The sequence below is a fragment of the Poriferisphaera sp. WC338 genome, assembly GCF_050931845.1.
In the GTDB taxonomy this organism is placed as follows: domain Bacteria; phylum Planctomycetota; class Phycisphaerae; order Phycisphaerales; family Phycisphaeraceae; genus Poriferisphaera.
The window spans coordinates 3,807,914-3,829,570 of record NZ_CP194516.1; the positions used below are offsets into that span (position 1 = coordinate 3,807,914).

General features: G+C 49.3%; 15 protein-coding genes. 6 read left to right on the top strand and 9 right to left on the bottom strand.

The features are described 5' to 3' along the window. Positions 1–87: 87 nt before the first annotated feature. The 3 genes from ACQ6WK_RS15765 to ACQ6WK_RS15775 all read left to right on the top strand — a co-directional run bounded on the left by ACQ6WK_RS15765 (position 88) and on the right by ACQ6WK_RS15775 (position 3,970). Positions 88–1,755, top strand: a complete 1,668-nt coding sequence (locus ACQ6WK_RS15765; RefSeq protein ID WP_432798347.1) for a flotillin family protein — start codon at positions 88–90, stop codon at positions 1,753–1,755. A 209-nt stretch (positions 1,756–1,964) separates the two neighbouring features. Beyond that, a complete protein-coding gene (locus ACQ6WK_RS15770) occupies positions 1,965–3,164 on the top strand; it encodes a carbohydrate porin (RefSeq protein ID WP_432798348.1) in 1,200 nt (399 codons plus the stop codon). Between the two features lie 77 nt (positions 3,165–3,241). Next, positions 3,242–3,970 (top strand): diphthine--ammonia ligase, encoded by a 729-nt coding sequence (locus tag ACQ6WK_RS15775; protein ID WP_432798349.1) that lies wholly within the window; start codon positions 3,242–3,244, stop codon positions 3,968–3,970. Positions 3,971–4,101: 131 nt separating this feature from the next. Here the strand turns inward: ACQ6WK_RS15775 and ACQ6WK_RS15780 are convergent, their stop codons facing one another. After that, positions 4,102–5,196: a 3-isopropylmalate dehydrogenase gene (locus tag ACQ6WK_RS15780; RefSeq protein WP_432798350.1), complete on the bottom strand. Its 1,095-nt coding sequence runs from the start codon at positions 5,194–5,196 to the stop codon at positions 4,102–4,104. A 532-nt stretch (positions 5,197–5,728) separates the two neighbouring features. On the opposite strand from ACQ6WK_RS15780, the gene ACQ6WK_RS15785 reads away from it, so the two are divergent. Next, a complete protein-coding gene (locus tag ACQ6WK_RS15785; RefSeq protein WP_432798351.1) occupies positions 5,729–7,663 on the top strand; it encodes a PAS domain S-box protein in 1,935 nt (644 codons plus the stop codon). A gap of 200 nt (positions 7,664–7,863) precedes the next feature. Here ACQ6WK_RS15785 and lpxK read toward each other — a convergent pair whose 3' ends face one another. Together lpxK and ACQ6WK_RS15795 are read right to left on the bottom strand one after the other, a co-directional pair. Further along, positions 7,864–8,922, bottom strand: a complete 1,059-nt coding sequence (lpxK, locus tag ACQ6WK_RS15790; protein ID WP_432798352.1) for a tetraacyldisaccharide 4'-kinase — start codon at positions 8,920–8,922, stop codon at positions 7,864–7,866. A gap of 45 nt (positions 8,923–8,967) precedes the next feature. Further along, positions 8,968–9,612: a Maf family protein gene (locus ACQ6WK_RS15795; protein WP_432798353.1), complete on the bottom strand. Its 645-nt coding sequence runs from the start codon at positions 9,610–9,612 to the stop codon at positions 8,968–8,970. A gap of 321 nt (positions 9,613–9,933) precedes the next feature. Between ACQ6WK_RS15795 and ACQ6WK_RS15800 the strand changes: the two genes are divergently transcribed. Then, complete coding sequence (locus tag ACQ6WK_RS15800) at positions 9,934–11,289, top strand: AAA family ATPase (RefSeq protein WP_432798354.1); 1,356 nt, start codon at positions 9,934–9,936, stop codon at positions 11,287–11,289. An 81-nt stretch (positions 11,290–11,370) separates the two neighbouring features. Here ACQ6WK_RS15800 and ACQ6WK_RS15805 read toward each other — a convergent pair whose 3' ends face one another. The 6 genes from ACQ6WK_RS15805 to ACQ6WK_RS15830 form a co-directional block, all read right to left on the bottom strand. Beyond that, a complete protein-coding gene (locus ACQ6WK_RS15805; protein WP_432798355.1) occupies positions 11,371–12,177 on the bottom strand; it encodes a prepilin-type N-terminal cleavage/methylation domain-containing protein in 807 nt (268 codons plus the stop codon). Positions 12,178–12,844: 667 nt separating this feature from the next. Further along, positions 12,845–15,469, bottom strand: a complete 2,625-nt coding sequence (clpB, locus tag ACQ6WK_RS15810; protein ID WP_432798356.1) for an ATP-dependent chaperone ClpB — start codon at positions 15,467–15,469, stop codon at positions 12,845–12,847. Positions 15,470–15,567: 98 nt separating this feature from the next. Next, positions 15,568–16,575: a DnaJ C-terminal domain-containing protein gene (locus tag ACQ6WK_RS15815; RefSeq protein ID WP_432798357.1), complete on the bottom strand. Its 1,008-nt coding sequence runs from the start codon at positions 16,573–16,575 to the stop codon at positions 15,568–15,570. Between the two features lie 265 nt (positions 16,576–16,840). Then, positions 16,841–17,047 (bottom strand): hypothetical protein, encoded by a 207-nt coding sequence (locus ACQ6WK_RS15820; RefSeq protein WP_432798358.1) that lies wholly within the window; start codon positions 17,045–17,047, stop codon positions 16,841–16,843. Positions 17,048–17,246: 199 nt separating this feature from the next. Then, on the bottom strand, positions 17,247–19,820 hold the full coding sequence (locus tag ACQ6WK_RS15825) for a hypothetical protein (protein ID WP_432798359.1): 2,574 nt from the start codon (positions 19,818–19,820) through the stop codon (positions 17,247–17,249). A 191-nt stretch (positions 19,821–20,011) separates the two neighbouring features. Then, positions 20,012–20,944 (bottom strand): CPBP family glutamic-type intramembrane protease, encoded by a 933-nt coding sequence (locus ACQ6WK_RS15830; RefSeq protein ID WP_432798360.1) that lies wholly within the window; start codon positions 20,942–20,944, stop codon positions 20,012–20,014. Positions 20,945–21,048: 104 nt separating this feature from the next. On the opposite strand from ACQ6WK_RS15830, the gene ACQ6WK_RS15835 reads away from it, so the two are divergent. Further along, the gene (locus ACQ6WK_RS15835; protein WP_432798361.1) at positions 21,049–21,555 is read left to right on the top strand and encodes a peptide chain release factor-like protein; all 507 of its coding nucleotides are present in this window, start codon (positions 21,049–21,051) and stop codon (positions 21,553–21,555) included. Positions 21,556–21,657 lie beyond the last annotated feature (102 nt).

Sequence of the window (21,657 nt, forward strand, 5' to 3'; positions counted from 1 at the left end):
ATGACTGCCTGTTCAAAATGATTTTTACTAAATAAATTAACCGGGAGCGCGATCCAAACGCGCCATATATCAAACAAGGAGAAATTCATGAACGTCCCCATTACACTTGGCTCAGCTTTGATGCCGATGCTGGCCGAGACCAGTTGGCCGCTCATGGCCGCCATTGCTGCCGTCGCGCTAGTTATCCTCTTCTGCGCTGCTTACATGACCACGCGCTACCGGCGATGCCCCTCAAACCGCGTCTTGGTCATCTACGGCAGTGTCGGCGGTGAACGCACCTCAACCTGCCTTCACGGCGGCGGTAAATTTGTTCTCCCACTCTTCCAAGACTACGCCTACCTCAGCCTTGAACCGCTGACCATTGAGATTGATCTCACCAGTGCGCTGTCTAAAAAGAACATCCGTGTGAACGTGCCGTCAACTTTTACGATTGGCATCTCCACACAAGCGGACATCATGAATAATGCTGCGGAGCGTTTGCTTGGACTTTCTGAGATTGATATTGCCACACAAGCAAGAGATATCATCCTTGGCCAGATGCGTCTGGTCATTGCCACCCTCGCGATTGAAGAGATCAACCAAGACCGTGAGAAGTTCCTTGACCTTGTCAACAAAAACGTGAACTTCGAGCTGAACAAGATCGGCCTTGAAGTCATCAACGTGAACATCCGCGACATTACTGATGAATCGGGGTATATCGACGCAATTGGTAAACGTGCTGCCTCTGAAGCAATTAACCAAGCACGTGTTGAAGTTGCCGAAGCTGACAAGTCCGGTGCGATCGGTGAAGCTAGTGCGAACCGTGAACGACAGGTGCTTGTGGCTGAGCAAGTGGCGCAATCGAACATGGGCCAAAAGCAAGCAGACCGAGACCAGCGAATCAAGATCGCGTCGCTTGAGGCGCAAGGGATTGCTGGCGAGGCCGAAGCCAATCGCGCGAAAGATATTGCGGTTGCCGAGCAGAACGCCAAAGCGGTTCAGGGTAAGAAAGCTGCCGAAGCGGAACAACGCCGCCAAGTAGCTGATTTAGAAGCCGGCGCTGTGGAAGGCGAAAACAAGAGTAAAGCTTCAATTGCAGATTATCAGGCGACACTGGCTGAACGTCAGGCTGAAGCGAAACGACGTGGTGAAGTTGCGGCAGCGGAGGCAGCCCGCGATGTTTTGATGGCAGAAAAAGAGCAAGAACTCGCTCGACTTGAAAAAGAAGAACTCGCGCAACAGATGATCGAACGCAAGCGCATCGAGATTGACGCCGAGGCAGAGGCCGAACGCCGTAGAAGAATTGCCAAAGGTGAGGCGGATGCAATCTTACTCAAGTATCAAGCCGAAGCGGAAGGTTTACAAAAGGTCTTAACCGCCAAAGCAGATGGCTACAACAAGCTTATCGAAGTTTGTGGCGAGCGCAAAGATCTTGCACCATCATTGCTCATCATCGAGAAGCTGCCTGAGCTTGTGGCAGAACAAGTTAAAGCAATCCAGAATCTCAAGATCGACAAGATCACGGTTTGGGACAGCGGCAACGCCGGCGGTGCAGGTACAAATGATGGCACACCAACGGGATCGACAGGCAACTTCCTACGCGGCCTGATCGGCGCCTTGCCACCCATGCATGAACTCGCACATCAAGCAGGCATCGATCTTCCTAGCGTACTCGGCAAGGTAGGCGATGAATCTCAACCGCCCAAGCGCTCAGGCTTGAACGTCGAGCCGATCCCTGTTGATGACGTCGCGAAAGGGACAGCTGAAGAAGAATAGATCACCCATCGTATTACACCAATTTAGGACGCCGATGGCGTCCTTTTTCATGCGCCCCAATAACCTCAAGCCCTAATTCTTACACCGAATAGCACGGGAAGATGAAATACACACTGCTCAATTTTGACAATTCAAAGTACATTTGTTGAAATATCAAATATCTTACGTTTTCAAGACTCAAATGGCTGATTTAGATAAGGATGACTTTGATGAAGATGATGACGATGAGTATTCGTGGGCTAGTGTTACTTAGCTGTATAAGTACGGTGCAAGCCGACGAAGCTAGCTTTACAGGTGATTGGTGGGGCACACGTACACAACTTGAAACACGTGGCATTTCTGTCGAAAGCACGCTAACCGCAGATTACTCGATCAATTTTCAAGGGGGCAAAAGCACGCGTGGTCATGCCCTACGATCGCTTTTTGATCTTAATCTCACGTTCGAACTTGAACCGCTGGTCGGCCTGAACGGCGCAACAGTGTTCGTCGATGCTTACTCGATCAATGGTGACGACGGCAGCGATACGCTAATTGGCGATGTACAAGGATTTTCCAATATTGACCTCGACGAGAACCGTACCCAAATAGCGGAACTTTGGTACCAGCAAATGCTTGGCGATCGTTTTTCGTTCAAGGTTGGCAAGATGGATGTTAATGGTGATTTTGCTTTTGTTGATCACGGCGGTGATTTTATTCATTCCTCGCCGGGCTTTAGCCCAACCATCTTTGGCTTACCCACGTACCCGGAATCAGCCTTCGGAGGCGCGATCTTCATGCACGCAACCGATGACAATCCTTTCTATGCTTCTATTGGTATTTTTGATGGATCAAACGCAATCGGTATTCGTACAGGTTTGCGTGGGCCGAGCCGATTGATCAATCACACTTCGGATCTTTTTTTGATTGCGGAAAGCGGTGTGAACTGGGTAGTGGGTCGAAATGATCTTCCGGGCAGATTGGGTGTGGGTGCGTGGCGATTTACAGGTGAGCTTGAAAAAGTCAACGGGAGCGGAAAAATTCAAGGCACAGACGGCATGTACCTTGTCTTTGACCAAACGCTCTACCTTGAAGATCCTGCAAACGACGAAGGGTTAAGCATGTTTGCGCAATACGGCTACGCTGACAGGGTCGTAAGCGAAGTCGACCATCATCTTGGTATGGGTCTTGTTTATAAGGGTTTACTGGCAGGTAGGCCGGATGATCGTTGCGGCATCATGTATAGCTGGGCACACTTGAGTAGTGAGGGCACATTTATAAGAGATAGAGAAATCGCAACAGAAGTGTTTTATGCATACCAAGCCTTAGCAAGTGTTAATATCAAACCGGACCTACAATGGATCGTGAATCCGGGGGGCGAGGCGGGTCGTAGCGCGTTGGTGGGCACGTTGCGTGTTGAAGTCAGTTTCTAATGATCTTAAACCATGCAGGATAAAGATGGGTCACGTATGATGTTTGCAGAACAAATTTGTAAACAGGAGTGGTGATCGTGAAACCGAAAGCAGTGATGAATTGGAGCGGAGGAAAAGATAGCTCACTAGCATTATATGATGTGCTTCAGAAAGATGAGGTTGAAGTCGTGGCGTTATTGACCACAGTGAATAAAACATTTGGCCGTATCAGCATGCATGGTGTACGAGAAACTTTGCTGGAGGAACAGGCAAATACAATTGGATTACCACTGATGAAAGTAATGCTAGATGATAAACCGTCGATGACGAGTTATGAAAATGAAATGGCAAAGGCCATGGCAAAGCTGAAGGCGGACGGAGTCACAGTATCGATTTTTGGTGATATCTTTCTTGAAGATTTAAAAAAATACCGCGAAGAGAAACTGGAAAGCGCTGGGTTTAAAGGGTTATTTCCACTTTGGAAACAAGACACTAAAACGCTGACGGAGCAGTTTGTACATGATGGATTTAAAGGGATCACGAGTTGCGTAACTGCAGATAAGCTCGGTGAAGATTGGGTCGGGAAAGAAATGAATCGTGATTTCTTTGTTGAACTGCCGGAGAATGTAGATCCTTGTGGCGAAAACGGGGAATATCATTCGTTTGTGTATGATGGACCACACATGAAGCAAGCAATGAAGATTATTCCGGGCGAGAAGGTTTATCGCACATACGAGCGGCCAGAGAATCCGGACGATGATTGCCCGTGCGGATCAAACTGCGCGGTTGACATTGGGTTCTGGTATTGTGATCTAACCATGAAATAATCATGATCGTACCCTACGGGTAAGAACCCGTGGTCTTGGAAAAACTAGATTAAACTTGAAGGCCTTGTGTATGAAAAAACCCGGCGTAGGTACGTCGGGTTTTATGTTTGGTTGTTATATGTGATCGCTAATTAGAGTGCGTCGAGGACCATCTGGCCGATTTCGGTGGTTGAGAATCCGGAGCGATCAAGGCGTTTGCCGGTGAATTTGTGTGTGATTGATTGAACAGCTTTTGCGACGCGATCGCCTGCTTTAATAAGAACGTCTTCGTCTTTCTTACGGCCGGTTTCTTGGAGAAGGACGGCGAGCGAATCGATGGCAGCGAGCGGGTTGGCTTTATTCTGGCCTGCGATGTCGGGGGAGGAACCGTGGATGGGTTCGAACATGGAGGGGTTGTTGTTTGATTTGTCGGGGTTGAGGTTGCCTGATGAGGCAATGCCCATGCCGCCTGCAATAGCGGCACCAAGGTCAGTGATGATGTCGCCGAACATATTGGGGACGACAATAACGTCGTAGAGTTCTGGGCGAGTGACCATATACATACAACATGCATCGACGTGGTGGTAATCACGTTCGATTTCTGGGTAGTCAGCTTCGCCGACTTCGGTGAAGGCGCGGTGCCAGGTGTCGCCGCAGTATGTGAGGACGTTTGTTTTGTGTACGAGGGTGAGTCGACCGGGGTAGCCAGCAGCTTTGCGAGCACGGGCAAGATCGAAGGCATAACGAACGCAGCGTTCTGCACCAAAGCGTGTGGCAATCATTTCCTGGGTTGAGATTTCGTTGGGTGTGCCTTTGCGGGTGAGGCCACCGTTTCCACAATAAAGGTCTTCGGTATTTTCGCGGACACAGACGAAGTCAATGTCTTTGGTGGTCTTGCCTGCAAGGGGGGTCTCGATACCTTCGTAGAGTTTGACGGGTCGGAGGTTGATGTATTGATCGAGATCGAAGCGCATCTTGAGGAGGAGACCTTTTTCAAGGATGCCAGGCTTGACGTCGGGATGGCCGACGGCACCGAGGTAGATAGCGTCGTAGGATTTGAGTTGCTCGATATCGTCATCAGTGAGAACATTGCCGGTGGACAGGAAGTGCTTTGCACCGAAGGGAAATTCTTTAGTTCCGACGGTGAAGTTCATATCTTTAGCAACGGCTTCGAGGACTTTGAGTCCTTCAGCGACGACTTCGGGTCCGGTGCCGTCACCGCCGACGATAGCGAGATTGAGTGTCATGCGAAAATTCTCCACGATCTTACAGCGACATCTGTTTGGTTGATGTCCGGGTATTTCTAATGCGATACGTCATCGCATGTTGCGGGGCTGAGTGGCCGGCGCAGACCTGTATTTATAGCAGGTGGAGGGGGGGTGGGGCAAAACTGGGGAAGGAAGCAGGTACCGGATTGCTCACTATGCCATCCATCCAATTCCTGTTTGGTTACAAAATGAGTTGTGATCAATCTTCAAACAAAATTGAGCTTGGGAAAATGAAGGTCAGATAATAGGGCAATTATTGAAATACATGACGCGTCATATAAACCGACATATGATGGTTCGTGATCTCACATATATGATTTGGCTGTTTAAAAGTAGATTGTTACACCTCTGGCGGTGTTATTTAGGTTCACGATTGCCGATGTAGATCATATTCCGATGTTTCTAATAATGGCCTAGTTAAATTGGGTTATGGCGTGTGAATTGTCTTAATTGTTTTCGTTTTCATTTGTGGCAGGTATTGCATGTCAGTTGTGTTCTGATGTGCAGCTTGATGTTCTTTGGTGAAACGCAGGTTTGCGCCCAAGATTATTCTTCCTCAAAAATTGAAATCGGCGTCGGCTTGACATTAGAAGAAGCGAAATGGATTAAGGACCATCCGGTTGTACGTGTAGGTTGTGCGCCGGATTGGCCGCCGTTTTTATACTTCAATGCGCATGGCCAAGAGGTTGGCATGGCACGTGAGTATATGGAACTCATTGGCCAGCGCACAGGATTGAAATTTGTTCATATTTATTACGACACGTGGGCGGATCTGCTGAAGGCCGCGGAACGGCAAGAAGTCGATGTCATTACGACCATCGCACAGAATGCGGCAAGGTCCCGGTACTTATTGTTCACGGACCCTTATTTTGATGTCAAAACAATCATCATCGGCACGAATCAATCACCAAGTGATTTGAAACTAACCAAACTTGATGGGTTGAAGATTGCGGCAGTCGATAACAGCGCACTCTATGATAAGCTTACTGCACAGTACCCACACTACAATGTAACGGGTGTGATCGATGATAAGGCGGGGTTGGAGGGGGTTGCCTTTGCAAAATTTGATGTGTTCGTGACAGATATCGCTTCGGCGAGCTATTTGATTGATCACTTAGCGTTAACGAATCTTCAAATTGTAGGGCAGACACCGTGGTCATATCAGATTCGGATTGGATCGCGGCGGGATTGGCCAATCTTAAACGGTGTGCTTGATAAAGGGTTGGCCACAATCACACCTGCTGAACGAAAAGCGGTAGAAAGAAAATGGATCAAGCTTAAAGATCCAAATTTGATTCTTTGGCCGAAGCTATTGTTTGGTTTTGCAATCGTGATTGGCCTGCTAATCATCACGGTTACGTTTATTTTGATCTGGAACCGTGTGCTACAAAGAAAAGTTACCAAACGTACCTATGCATTATATCGTGAGCTTGAGCAACACAAGCGTACCGAAGCAGCATTACGTGAGAGTGAAGAACATTTTCGACGGTACTTTGAATTAGGTATTGTGGGAATGGCGTTAACAGATGAACAGGGTCGCTTTTGTGAGGTCAATGATCGGCTGTGTGAAATGCTGGGCTATGATCCTGAATCTTTAAAAAACACCACATGGGTCACAATCACACATCCGGATGATCTGCAAGGAAGTATCGAACAATTTCAAAATCTGATGACTAAGAAGCAGGATGGCTTCATGGTCGACAAACGATATATCAAACTGGATGGCAGTACACTGTATGCGATCACAGCAGTACGTGCCGTACGACGGAGAGATGGGAGCTTAAGCCATGCAATTGCCATGATTCTTGATATCACTGAGCGTAAGAAAGGTGAATTACGGCAACAAACCATGATGCAAGAATTAGACCACCGTGTGAAAAACAATCTTGCGGAAGTACTTGCCCTCGCCGATCACACGATCCATCGTTCAAGCAACCTTGATGAATTCCGTGAGTCGTTTGTGAGTCGGGTACGAGCGATGGCACGAACGCATGAAGCACTTGCGGCATCGCGGTGGGAGGGAATTGATCTGATGGCGCTCATGCAACTTGTATTTGATGCTTATTGCAAGGATGAAAACACACGTGTGCATTTTGATGGCAAACCGATTGTACTACCAAGCCGCACGTGTTCGCCGCTCTGCATGACACTCAATGAACTGATGGTAAACGCTACAAAACATGGGAGTTTATCGAATACACATGGATATGTTAAAGTTAGCTGGCATATGCTCAGCAACAAGCAATTGCACATTCATTGGGAAGAGAAAGACGGCCCAACAGTTAAAGTACCGGAGCGTAAAGGGTTTGGCACTAAACTGATGAAGGGCCTGATTGAGTATGAATTACAAGGCCGGCTTGAGATTGCCTACCATGAAACAGGGATTGTTTGTGATATAGACATTCAGCTTGTCACAGATGAAATGAAAAACAATCCGATTCATTAATTGGCATGCTCATGAGAACACCGCCGTGATTTATTCATGGTTGTTTTTTCTACAAGAAATTGATTTTGATATAGTGCAAAGAACAACTGTTGCTTATAATGTTTGTATTCTATTTGCTCCGAACCGGACCTGTTGGTCTTAACTGATCCTGGTCCGGTTTTTTTATGTGCATATCAAGTGATCATGATGTTGGTAAAGCTTCATATCGAAAGAGTCTTGGTGATGAGCTGCATGAGTTGTTCTTCCCCTTTTAGAAACTGAACATCAAGCACAGGCCGCAAGATGGTTTTTGCTTGCAGTCGAGGATCGACTAAAAACGGTTTAATCTTGACCCAATCTTTTTCAGTCACAACGAGCGCGTCGATGGGATTATGATTTGTGAAATATGCCGCAAGTTCATCCGTGGTGAAATGGTGATGATCTGGCAGAGCATGGAAGGTGATAAGATTTGGATGCCATTCAAGCAGCGTTTGTTTGAAAGCGTCTGGATTCCCGATGCCAACGGCTGCAACGATGCGCTTGTTAGTGAGGGAACTGATGTTATGGGGGTGATTGTCTTGATCAAGCAGATGAGTCCAACGGTGTGCAGCTTGTGCAATAGAAGCTGAGCCAGTGATACTAATAATACGTTGATCAATAGACTCAAGCTGTGCAGTGGAAACCTGATCAGCGCGCGTGATGATGATGGCATTGGCACGGGAGAGTGAGGTTAGTGGCTCACGGAGTAAGCCACGCGGAAGAATGTGCTCATAGCCGAAGGGATTGGTCGCGTCGATGAGGACGATGTCGAGGTTTCGTGCAGCGGCGCGGTGTTGGAAACCGTCGTCAAGTAAGAAAACGGTGGTTTGCGGATGCTCGGTCAGAACCTGCTTGGCACCGGCAATGCGAGACGGGTTGGGCATGACAGGAATGCGATTGCCAAGTGCGGCAACGTAGGCTTGTGCTTCGTCGGAGCCTTCTTCGGTGGCATTGTAACCACGAAGGAGGATGGCGGGTTTATGGCCAAGGTCTAACAGTCGCTTAGACAAGGCGGTGACGATGGGCGTTTTGCCGGTGCCGCCGGTGGTAATATTGCCAATGGAGATGGTGGGCCTGCCGAGCGAGGTTGCTTTTTGACAGCCGAGATCGAAACTTTTGTTGCGGAGCGCGGTGGCAAAATGATAGATGGGTTCGACCAAGCGGGTGATTGCGCGCAAGCTGGTTGCAGGAAGGTCTTGGTCCTCGCCGGACATGATGCGCTTGATCCGCTGCTCATCCATGGAGTTATTGTACCGAGTAAGTGCGATGGGCGGAGGTCGGGAGAACTATGTCGGGAGGAAACCAAGTTTGGTGAGAACCGTTTTGAGTTTGATCATGGGTAAGCCAACCACGGTAGTCGAATCGCCTTCAACCGTGATCGGCCAACCGACTTCGAGACGCTCGGTGAGGTTGTATCCCCCTGCCTTGCCGGGCCAAGTGTTGAGATGGAGATAGTCTTGAATCTGCATATCAGTGAGATGACCCAACGTTACGGTCGCGGTGTCGGCGAATTGATTGACGATGGTTGATGGAGCACCAGTGTTTGTTTGTATGAGGCACACACCAGTAACAACTTGATGATCGCAATTCGAAAAAGTGTGGATCATCTCGCGAGCTTCAGATTCGGTGGTGGGTGTGCCAATGAGATTGTTTTGGAAGTCGACGCAGATGGTGTCGGCAGCAAGGATGGTGCTATTCTTGCTGATCGTGGCGGCAAGCGAACATGCTTTCTTCTCGGCAAGATGCGCAGCTAGCGCGCCGGGTGATTCATGATCCAGCATCTCGGGCTGAGGCGGATCATCAAAGGGTGGCTCGGCCTGCTCAAAATGGAGACCCAGCTCACGGAGCATCTGCGCTCGGCGAGGTGATTTGCTGGCGAGAATAAAGGTCGGCGGATGCGCGGAACATGATCGCAGATGGGCATGGTTCATGCACCACATTGTAACCCACGGGCGATTGGGATCATGCGGCAAGCCAGTGAACATTGTTCAGGCGAACATAAGCGTGAAGTTAGGGAAGCTGGACGGGGTGGTTCTGCTTTTTCAGGCTAAGTTTTAAGGAATTATTCGGCCCTGTCCCGATAACTGAGGAGGAGACTGGATGTTCCAGTCATGTTTTGTGTTGCTCTTTGAATGCGTCTGATGACGGTCAAGCCGTTGCCAGGATGTATAGGCAGCAGGGTCCAGGCTTGAATGGGGTGGAGATGTAAGCCTGAGCCAGCCAGTCGTTTTCAGGGACGAAAGGGCTGAGTTGTGCGTACGATTGCAATCATCAATCAAAAGGGCGGGTGTGGTAAGACCACCTGTTCGATCAATCTAGCAGCAACACTTGCAGCGAAAGGTCGTCGGACTTTACTGTTGGATATGGATCCGCAGTCGCATTGCGCGCTGGGGCTGGCAGTGCCGGATGCGCAGATTGATCGCGCGGTGCCGGACGTTTTGCGAGCTGGATTAGATGGAACGATTTCGTTTGCGGATATAGTTTGGCAGATCGCGCGGAACTTTGATCTTGCGCCGTCAACAATGGCGCTTGCAGGGATCGAACAACAGTTGGCCACAGCTCCGGATCGGGATCGCCGCTTGGCTCAGGTGCTTTCGACGGTTCAGGATACATATGAATATTGCATCATTGACTGCCCACCCTCAATCGGGCTTTTGACTTTTAATGCGCTACGTGCAGCAGATGAGGTTCTGATTCCCGTCGAGACCGGTTACTTTGCGATGCAAGGTTCGGTGAAGCAGGAGCAGACGATACAGATGCTTGCGCGGCGGGCGGGACATCAGGTTCGATTCAAGGTTTTGGCAACGATGTATGACGTGCGGACAAAACTCGCACGAGAGATCTTGTCGGAGCTGAAAAAGCAGTTTAGTGATCAGCTTTTGCCGGTGGTGATTAACTTCAATAGTAAATTGAAAGAGGCGGCCTCGTTTGGGCAGCCGATTACGGAATACGATGCCGCTTCGCGTGGGATGCAGGATTTTGAGCGGTTGGCAGCATGGTTGTTGGAGAACCCGCCGAAGCCTCGCACGGAGGTCATGATGAGTGAAACAGGGGAGGTCATCCCAGATCCGATTACAACACCGGGGCCGCGCAATCCGGCACTGAGCCGCGCGGCTGAACTGGTTGAACGAGCCAAAGCGCTGTCGGCCCGCACAGCGGCGATTGCAGGCAAACTCGCGACGGATGTTGATGTTGAGGCTGAAGGGTTTAGTGAGCGCATGGCGCCGATCCCTGAACCGGAACCCACACCGGCCGCCGCAACGAATGGCGACGACCAAGCAAAATTAAAATCGAAGCTGGCCAAGATTTATGGTGTGCGATCGACTTCACGCGGGTTATTGTTTGTGCAACCGGGCGAAATTGCAGGCAATGTAGCCATTGCAGCAGATTTTAATGATTGGAATCCGTCGAAGACGCCACTTAGCCGGGATGAAAATCTTGGAATCTGGCAAGCGGTTGTAAAGGTTCCGCCCGGACGCTATCGCTACCGTTTAGTGCTTGATGGCGAATGGAAACAAGATTCATACAATGAGATCGTTGAAACGAATCCGTTTGGTGAATTGAACAATGTCGCACTATATGAACACACAACAGCCCCCACGGCTTAAGTACATAAAGTAAATACAGACATTAAAAAAACCCGCTTCGATTGAGGCGGGTTTTTTGTGTTGTATATCGTGATCCCATTCTTACCATGTTTTACTTCGGAATCGCCAAATCAATTCCTGCGGCCCTTGCTTTGAACCACTAGCTGTTTCGCCGGCCCACCAACCTTGGTAACCACTGCCCATTTGCCTGACCTCTTGTTTGACATGCTCAACATGCGCATCAGCAAACACAACATTTGCACCCTCTTTGTGACGAAGACCAACGTAAATTTCGTAACCGGAGAAGCGTGCGGAACCACCTGAATCAATATTTCCAGTCGTTACAGAAGGTGTATCAAATGCACGTCCATCAAAAAGTAAGACTGTACCTGATGGCTGCTTCATATCTGTATCACGATAAAATTGCCATGTGCCTGAGCCACCTGTAGTGATATGACCAAACTCCTCGTTCATTTTATAAGTGCGCATATCCTCCTGATCCGCCTCATCAAACTGCTCCCAAATTGGGTCCTGTTTAAATGATTCATTGTTGCGGTTAGATGCACTTGTATAGCTTTTCTTCTGTAGATCTAAGTAGTAATCCAGTGCATTGAACCAAATTGCGTTCACAGAATCAGACAGCCCGCGGGCAGCAGTAAGATGGCTATCAGATGCTGGCTGCGGAAAGTGACCATCGAAGTCTGTGACGTAACCCCACATGGCAGTCGCAAGTTGTCGTTGATTACTTTTGCACTTAAGCGTTTGAGCCGATTCTCGAGCAGCACCAAGCGCGGGCAGTAAGATACTAATTAAGAGTGCAATGATCGAAATGACTACAAGTAGTTCAATTAGGGTAAAGGCGGCTCTTGCTGATTGGTCGCCGGAACTGAAAGAACATTTGTTGAACATCGCTAACCCTCACTGCGATATGTGCAGACACAACATAGACGGTAAAAATGACAAGAACATTACAAAAATCATCATATCATCATTAAATGGTTAAAAAAAGCCCGGACTAGATGCCCGAGTTGGGTTCTTCGTGATAAATGTATGAGTAATCAGCTAAAACTACTCTTTGTTAGGAATACGTTTGCATTCCGCATTGGTTGCCTCGCTATTTGAGGTAACCACAATTTTAGGGGCACAGCGGGAATAGCCTCCAAATCATAGACGTCTTAGACGAAGATCAGATTCCACTGGGCAATTGCTCAATGTTGTTCGCCAAATTTGACCAGCTATTAATCTGTGCAACGTTAATCCATGCTTTAGAGGTAGCATGACCATCCACAAAAAGTTCGTTTGCGCTGCCGCTAAATGTGGGATATTGAGATTCACCATTGCAGAAGTGATGATCTCCATCTAGAACACCGGGAGATATACTGGAATCATCGGTGCTGTAACGATCATAAAAACTGTTCGTGATTAATTTTTCATCACCTCAACCTTCATAAGACATAAACCCATTTGAATAAACACAATGAATCGTTCAATCACACTCAGAAGTTCAACACAAAAGAGAGGCTGCGAAACGGCAACCTCTCTTTTAGTATTCCAATCATTTTTGACTAACTTAATACTAACGCTGAATTTTAACACTTAACCCATCATCTTCATCGCCATCAATCATAATGGTTTGACCATCGTTTACTTCACCGCCAATGAGTGCGCGTCCAAGCTTAGTTTCCACTTCACGTTGAAGATAACGTTTAAGTGGCCGAGCACCATAAACAGGATCAAACCCCATCGCAGCAACATACTTCTTTGCACCATCAGTTAACTCAAGAACAATATTACGTTCGGCAAGACGATCACGGATATCCTTGACCAATAATTCAACAATGCTTTCAATTTCCGTAAGCGTGAGTGGCTTGAATAACACCACATCATCAACACGGTTTAAGAATTCCGGACGGAAATGCCCGCGTAATTCTGCCATAACACTGTTGCGCGCATGATCACCGATCTCGCCGCTACCGGAACCCGCATCATCTAACAAATAGTTCGCACCAATATTGCTGGTCATGATGATGACGCAATTCTTGAAGTTAACGGTTCTGCCTTGCGAATCAGTCACACGGCCATCATCCAAAATCTGAAGCAGCACATTGAAAACTTCTGGATGTGCCTTTTCGATTTCATCGAACAGAATCACACTGTAAGGTTTGCGGCGAACCGCCTCAGTTAATTGCCCGCCCTCTTCATAGCCGACATAGCCGGGAGGCGCACCAATCAATCTTGAAACCGCGAACTTCTCCATATACTCGCTCATATCAATACGAACGATGTTTTCTTCACTATCAAAGAGCGATTCAGCAAGGGCGCGAGCGAGTTCTGTTTTCCCAACGCCAGTCGGGCCAAGGAAAATGAACGATCCGATCGGACGCTTAGGATCTTTAATCCCGGCGCGGGCGCGGATGACCGCATCAGCTACAAGTTGAACTGCCTCGTCCTGCCCAATTACGCGTTTGTGCAATTCATCATCGAGGTGAAGCAGTTTTTGACGTTCACCTTCAACAAGGCGCGTGACGGGTACGCCGGTCCATTTGCTGACAATATCGGCAATTTCCTCCTCAGTAACTTCCTCCCGTACCAACGATGTGTTATCTGACGATTGATCGCCGACAGTATCTTCATGCTTTTCCAACTCGGATAGTGATTTTTCGAGCTCGGGAAGCTGCCCGTACTTCAACTCGGCAGCTTTGTTCAGATCATACGCTTGCTCGGCTTGCTGAATCTGAATCTTCACATGATCAATCTGCTCACGCAGATCTTTTAATTTATCTGCGCTACCTTTCTCTGCTTCCCATTGTGCTCTCAATGTTTCCGCTTCATGTTTAGACTCAGCTAACTCCTTGCGAAGTATGTCTAAACGCTGCTTAGATGCGGCATCTTTTTCTTTCTTCAAAGCAGCTTCTTCGATCTCAAGCTGCATCACACGACGTGTAATTGCATCCAGCTCCGCGGGCATCGAATCGATTTCCGTGCGGATCATCGCGCATGCTTCATCGACCAGATCGATGGCTTTATCAGGTAAAAATCGATCGGTAATATAGCGATTGCTGAGTGTTGCAGCACTTACTAGCGCGTTATCCAAGATACGCACGCCGTGGTGTACTTCGAAACGCTCACGCAAGCCGCGCAGGATCGAGATCGTGTCCTGCACGGTTGGTTGCTCGACCAAGACGGGCTGAAAACGGCGCTCAAGCGCAGCATCTTTTTCGATGTACTGACGATACTCGTTCAAGGTTGTCGCGCCGATGCAGTGAAGCTCACCGCGTGCGAGCATAGGCTTAAGCAGATTACCTGCATCCATAGCACCATCAGTTTTACCTGCACCGACAATGGTGTGCAGTTCATCAATAAACAGAAGAATCTGGCCGGCGGCTTCTTTGATCTCATTCAGAACTGCTTTTAATCGTTCTTCAAACTCGCCGCGATACTTCGCGCCAGCGACCAATGCGCCAAGGTCCAACGAGAAGATTGATTTATCTTTGAGGCCTTCGGGGACATCACCGCGCACAATACGTTGCGCTAAACCTTCGACAATGGCAGTCTTACCAACACCCGGTTCGCCGATCAATACAGGGTTGTTTTTTGTTTTGCGGGAAAGGATACGGATCGTGCGGCGAATTTCATCATCACGCCCGATCACGGGGTCCATCTTGCCTTCCTTAGCGGCGGCGACAAGATCGCGGCCATAACGTTCAAGTGCTTCATATGTTCCTTCAGGCGAAGCACTGGTGACGCGTTGATTGCCTCTCACTTGTGTTAATGCAGCTAAGAATACATCCCGGTTTACATTGTGTTTCTCAAGTAGCTTTGCTTCTTCGCTGTTCTTGTCGTGCAGCATGGCAAGAATCAGATGTTCCGTTGAAACATATTCGTCTTTAAGCCGCTTGGCTTCCTGCTCTGCTTCGTCGAGTAATTGCGTAAGGCGCTGCGAAACAAAAACCTTGCCTGGCTCTGCACCGGGGCCACTGACGCGCGCTCGGCGGCTAATCACGGATTCAATCTCGTTTTCCAATGCGCCCGGGTCAACACCTAACCGTTCAAAAAGACGCGGAATCAAACCGTCCTCTTGTTTCACCAGTGCTGCGAGCAAATGAATGACATCTGTCTCGACGTGACCATGCCGACTTGCCTCAGTCTGCGCTGCTTGCAATGCTTCCTGACTTTTCTGTGTCAGCTTATTGATGTCCATCGATCAACCTTCCTTTCCATGAGCCAAACCACATGCCCCATTTTTATCAATATATTTATCTTTCATATTCAAACTGTTATCGTTACATCGCCACGCACTTATGATGGCTTGCGAGGGTCAAAATCTTTTAATGCTTCACTAAGATTTTCAAACGCCTGCTTCTGTTGTTCTGTTAATTCACGTGGAACCACAAGATGCAGTTCTACAAGCATGTCGCCGCGGGCGTCTTCTTTTCCTGTTGGGAGACCCTTACCTTTAAGGCGCATCTTCTGCCCACTTTGAGCACCGGCTGGAACATTTAACGTCACTTCGCCATCCACCACCTTCACATCAAACTTACCACCGAGCGCAGCTTCATCTGGTCGGAGGTTCAAGCATTGATGCAGATCGTGGCCGGCGATGCCGAAAGTTTTGTGCGCCATAATGCGGAGTTTAAGCCGCAGATCGCCGGCTGGGCCGCCCATGGGAGATGGGCTGCCTTGCCCTTTAAGTCGGATAGTTTTACCGTCAGTGATACCCTTGGGGATTTTCACTTCAATGGTTTTGGTTTCACCGCCGGGCATCTGTAGACTAACTTGCCTGCTACCACCATGAAATACTTCTTCGAGCGTGACCATCAGTTCGGTTTCGACATCCTGTCCTTTTCGAGCAGCTCCGCCGGAAGCGGTATGCGTACCCCCAGCACCACCAAATCCGCCCCCAGCTTGCCGGAACATGTCTTCAAAAGCACTCGCTCCACCACCGCGTTGCCCGCCACGTGCACCAAAAAGCATCTCGAAGAAGTCGTTGATGCCGCCGCCGCTAAAGCCAGATCCACCACCACCAAAATGAACATTCTCATAACCTTCAAACCCGGGCGGCGGGCGGAAGTCTTGGCCGGCCTTCCAGTTCGCACCGAGCGCATCGTATCGACGACGTTTATCGGCATCACCAAGCACTTCATAAGCTTCATTGACTTCCTTAAAGCGATCCTCCGCCCCCTCATCTTTGTTCATATCCGGGTGATATTTCTGAGCAAGCTTGCGGTATGAGCGCTTAATCTCGTCGGCGCTAGTATCCCGCTTCACACCCAAAATCTCATAGTAATCCTTGTACTTTACGCTCATGGTTTTCACTCAAACTTACAATCGATCTTGCCTGTTTATCGGCTGGCGGTTTGAACAGACCCGAGTTAGGCCCATACCTTCATTTAATCCGCACAGAAAAAACGCGCTTCACAAGTCTATATCTTGCAAACCGCGCGCCAGCTTGAGCTATCATAAATCGTGTTAAATAGTTGTAAATCCGCCACTTGCCGCACATCAATTGCGGAAAACCTGCCAATTCGGCAGGTTCGGGAGATATTTACTCTCCAGCCACTTGAAGCGTGCATCAGTTCTCAGAAGGCGGATAGCGAAGCACGCAGCCACAACGAACACAACTACCTTTGTTAAGGAGATCGTCGCGCGCGGTTTCACCGCATTGCGGACAGCGCATGAGTCGACGTTTTTCTTTTGCACGAAGCTGCATCCCATAAAACGCGCCCATCAACACTGTGATCGCGCCGACAACAACCAATAATTCCATCAATTCACTCATCACCAACCCAATCCCGCAAGTACCGCATGACCCCCTCGCGAGCCAACCACAGCCCACGACCACACATCATCCCCCATCCACTTATCTATGATCCTATTCTGTGACCGCCCCGATCATCCACACCTCATAAAATACCACACCCCTACCCCATCGACACTTTCCTGAGCGACCTCCACAATTGCAATATCCTCAACTTCCCCTAGCCAAGTGGTGTACAGAAAACCGCTTGCTCACCTTTCACTTCAACAACCTGCATCAGGTGTATATATAGTCCGCCTTCAAAGCGGCCAATCAATTCTGTGCCAAGCTCAGCGCGATCGGTGAATAGATGCATTGCTACAGGCCGATCCATATCGATTCGCATTTGGCGTTGCGTCATCTGTAGGAGATCGGTGTGATCTTCGGCCCATTGGCGCGCTTCTAAAAGCTGCATCACGACCGCTTGCAGAGCTGCTTCGTCGAGTAGCTGCTGCTTCGTGCCATCAGCCACACGAACAACATCCTCTGAATCATGTTGCCCAAGCAGGTGCAAACCACCACTTTCATCGACAACGATTTCAATCTCAGGATGTTTGGGGCAGTAGGCTTCAAGCAGGATACCACCCTCGAGTGAACCACCGATTTTGGTCACCATCTCGGAAAGCATGAGTGTTTCAACTGGAGCTTCGATCTCACGAAGATAGCTGGCTGAATCTCGCGATTGACTTTCATGAGTAGATGTTCCAGCTGCAACAGTAGCCTCTACCTTCTTCTTGGAATCAGGCTGCGACTCGTGGACAGGTGTGTCCATCCGCGCACCAGCTATGCGTGATTCGATCTGTTCCTGTACACGTGCAGTTTCTTCTGCAAGCAGCGCGCGTAGTTCATCTATCTCGCGCTTAGACACCATCGCTTGACGGCGAGCATCTTCGACTTCCTGCCTAGCTGCCGAAAGCGCAGCAACTTCCTTGGCGGCTTGTGTCTGAACACGTTGTTCAAGCGCGTGACCTGCCGCTTCATCGTGCACGGTTTCTTCCCTGATTCGAGCGCGACTGGTTTCTTGTAATTCTTCGATTGATTCTGATTCGGCGGTAAGAATTGCTTCTGTTGAAGACGATTGTGTTTCAGGTACTTCTGCAACGGCATCAGACGTTTCACTATGCTTAGCCATGAGTTCACGCTCGATTGGACCTGCTTCTGCGTAGTGATGGTCGTATTCCGGTTGATCACCAACAGCGACCACAGCAGCGGCGGCTTGCGCAGCTTCAATTTCGCCGGGCAATTCAAGTCCACCGAGCATGCCGACCAAATCCGGCCAAATCTCACCCGTACCAACATAGCTGCCGAGTTGTGTCACGTGAACTGGAACCATCTGTTGTTGCCAACCGGCAAGCTGCACATCACAACCGAGTTCACCTGTGACTTGAGCACTGATCTTCGCAGCAGCGGACCGGCTTGCGGATTCGTCGGCCCCCATGATCATGAGACCAACGTTCTTTTTGCCATAGGCGTCCTCAAAATCTTCAGCACTCGCGCGCAGCAAACTGATTACACTCATGACCGCCATGTCGTCACAACCACAACAAACCGTCACATCATCAAACACACGACTACGCACATGTGCTTCGGTATCCACTATCGCATCAAGATGCACCAAGATCGTTCGCACACGTGATTCACCAGAGAGCAATTCATCTAACACATCGGTTAGCTTAGCATCATCACTACCACGAGGGCGCATGCGACGATCCACACGCTCTGCTGGCCCACGACGGTTCGGATCAATTGGCTCCACCAGTTCAAGATCAATCTGCTCATCATCAACGTGAAGGACTGCTACCGGACCTTCTTCCTGAGCAACAAGTTGTGCGTACTGTGTCAGCCACGGACCACTTACACCTGGTAAATTTCCAAGATAAACCGCTTCTACAAATGCTGCACGATTGACCTTGACTTCCACCATGTCATCCTCCTCATGCTCGCGGAGCTGTGTAGCAATTACTTCTTCTCGATTTTCATTTTGATCATCTTGGATCTCACCACTCACCCGATAAACACCATCATCCACGTGATCAGCTGGCGGTTGATTGACGACAAACATCTCTTCATGATCTGTTTCACCGATCAATCCTTCCACCTCATCACGCAAAAGCATGTCCTGCTCTTGGACTACGGCACCAATCTCTTTCTCAACGCGCTTGAGTTCTTGCTCTAATTCTGTTTCTGTTTCGGCATTCGTTTTGTGGCTGATTGCTTTCATCACCTTAGGTGAGAGTTTCACCATATTCGGCAAGACGGTCTGCGCTTCACTACCTTCCGAGTGAATGGATGTCACTTCTTCATCAGCTTGATCACTGACATGCCCATCAGTATTCACACTCATTTTCAGAGGTGGTGCAGATTGAGTTGCTTGAGCACTCCCGGCTACCAGTTCTGCTGCCCTCCCTAATGGCTTGCCACTTCCAGCACTATCTGCACTCACACCCGCACCAGTCTTAGCGCGCAGCTTCACCAAACCGCCACGCTTTCCGTCAGTGCTTTCAACCAATTGCATTCCACCTACTCGCGGCTGTGGTACACTGCTTACCCCACCATTCACATCTGTCGGCTGTTGCGCTTTCTCGTCCTTCATGTCCGCTCCAGACTCCCCACCCTGCGCAGCATCAGCGGCCGGCCCCATACCTTGACCAGCCTCGCCCTGCTCCTGCGATGTATCGTTAACTTCTGAAGAGATGCCCGTTAAAAAAAGATCGGCCAGCTCATCCAACGCTTTTTGTGTTCGCTTGTCCTCCATGACAACCGAATTGTAACTCAGCCTGCCGTTCGCCGAAACCCAGCTTCACCCCCTAGTGTCCGAAAATATCAGCCACACCGACACATAACCCCCTATTTTGACATCCACATGCCATCGCCAAGATGCAGTTGCTTAAACATCTTGCCCTCTTATATTCACGTCTTATATTTGTACCCTACCCAACAGCAGTCTTAAAGAAATTCCCAGCTACCGACATACATGCAATACCCCCACAGGGCCGCGTTAGTGATGCCGTGCGACCAGATCACCGGTCCGAGACCGTACTGCTTCTTGCCCTCCCGGTTGGTCCATTTCACCATGAGACACCAGATTACCCCACACGCAATGCAACCCGGCCAGTCTCGTGGAACATGCGACGCCATAAAAACCAGCGTCGAGGCTACGATCGCAAATACGCTGACATCACCGAGCTTCGTCCGCTCAAACTCACTGGTGAACGCCGGCTCTGCAACGGAAGCCGCCTTGCCCGCCTGCGTGTGCATGAACCAATCCCCCACCCCCGGCAAATCGTGCAGTACCTGCTTGATTCCCAACCACGTCGCTTTCCAGCTATGCAGCGCCCTCAGGCAAAGTGACCGCGTAAACAGCTCCTCAAACATCGGTACTACGATCGACATTCCCAACAATCGCAGGCTAATCGACGACCAGTACATCGCCTGATTCGCGCTACCTTGCAAAGCTGCCATCTTGTCAAAATCGTGCTCAACCTCACTGTAATTAAACGCTTGTGACAAGCCCGACATCCATTTGCCCAAAGCAATCCAAGCAAACGTCAGAAACAAACCGCTCGGCACCGCACTCCAGTGAAACTTCCAATTCAATTCTGACAAAAGCTTGCGATACCGCACAAGAAGCCAAAGCACCAAACTACATTGCAGTACGTACAGCACCGGATACGTCCACAATCCGACATAACTCACACCCGCAGAAATAATCACCAGAAAGCCAACATACACCACAAACGGCACCATCCGCGGGTGCCACGGCGCATGATTCATCCACGTATCTAATGCCGCAAGCTGGCCTTCCGCTGCCGACATTTTCTGTTCTGATTGTTGATCTGATTCTGACAAAGACGAACCCGTAATATTGTGCTGACTCAAACTGTTCTCTGATTGTGTCACATGTGCTGTCAGCCAGCAAACGGTACATGGTGCCGCTACCACCCGCTTGCTGCAGCGTGTCATGATAACATACGTCCCAACACATGACTTTACCACCCCATCCATCTTCACTTCCGCTTGATCAACTGTTAAAAGCGTGTCAGGTCACTCATACACGCGCATCTGGCCCCGGCGGGCAACACCGCAACAAGGTCCAAACTGCTGTCGTGCTGACTCATTCACCCACCGGTATTTCTGCACAGGCTTCCGAACGTCGCGCTCAAGCCGAGAACCTCAAGGTCGCCACCTTTCGCCTACGAATCAATCTCGCTTTACAACATCGAGCTCATGCTTTCGGACCACCAAGTCCGCTTTGGACCGCACGCTGCCAAAGTGAACGCATCGCCTGTAGCCCCTCACACATCGATTTTCCCACACTCCTCGCCGAGGCGCTAGACACCCTCACTCATTTCAATTTCGACCATAAAGCAGCTGCTGAGCATTTAAATCTTTCTGCCTCACAACTCATCAAGTTTCTCAAAAAAGAACCCCGCGCCTTCCAACTCATTAATACCGAACGCGCCGCTCACAATCTTCATCCACTGAAATAAGATTTTCCCGACTCACGACCTTTATTAGGTTCCTTGAAACGTTAAACCTTGCCGCTTGTAACGATCATCATACTTACCTTTCACCAAAGACAAATCATCTTT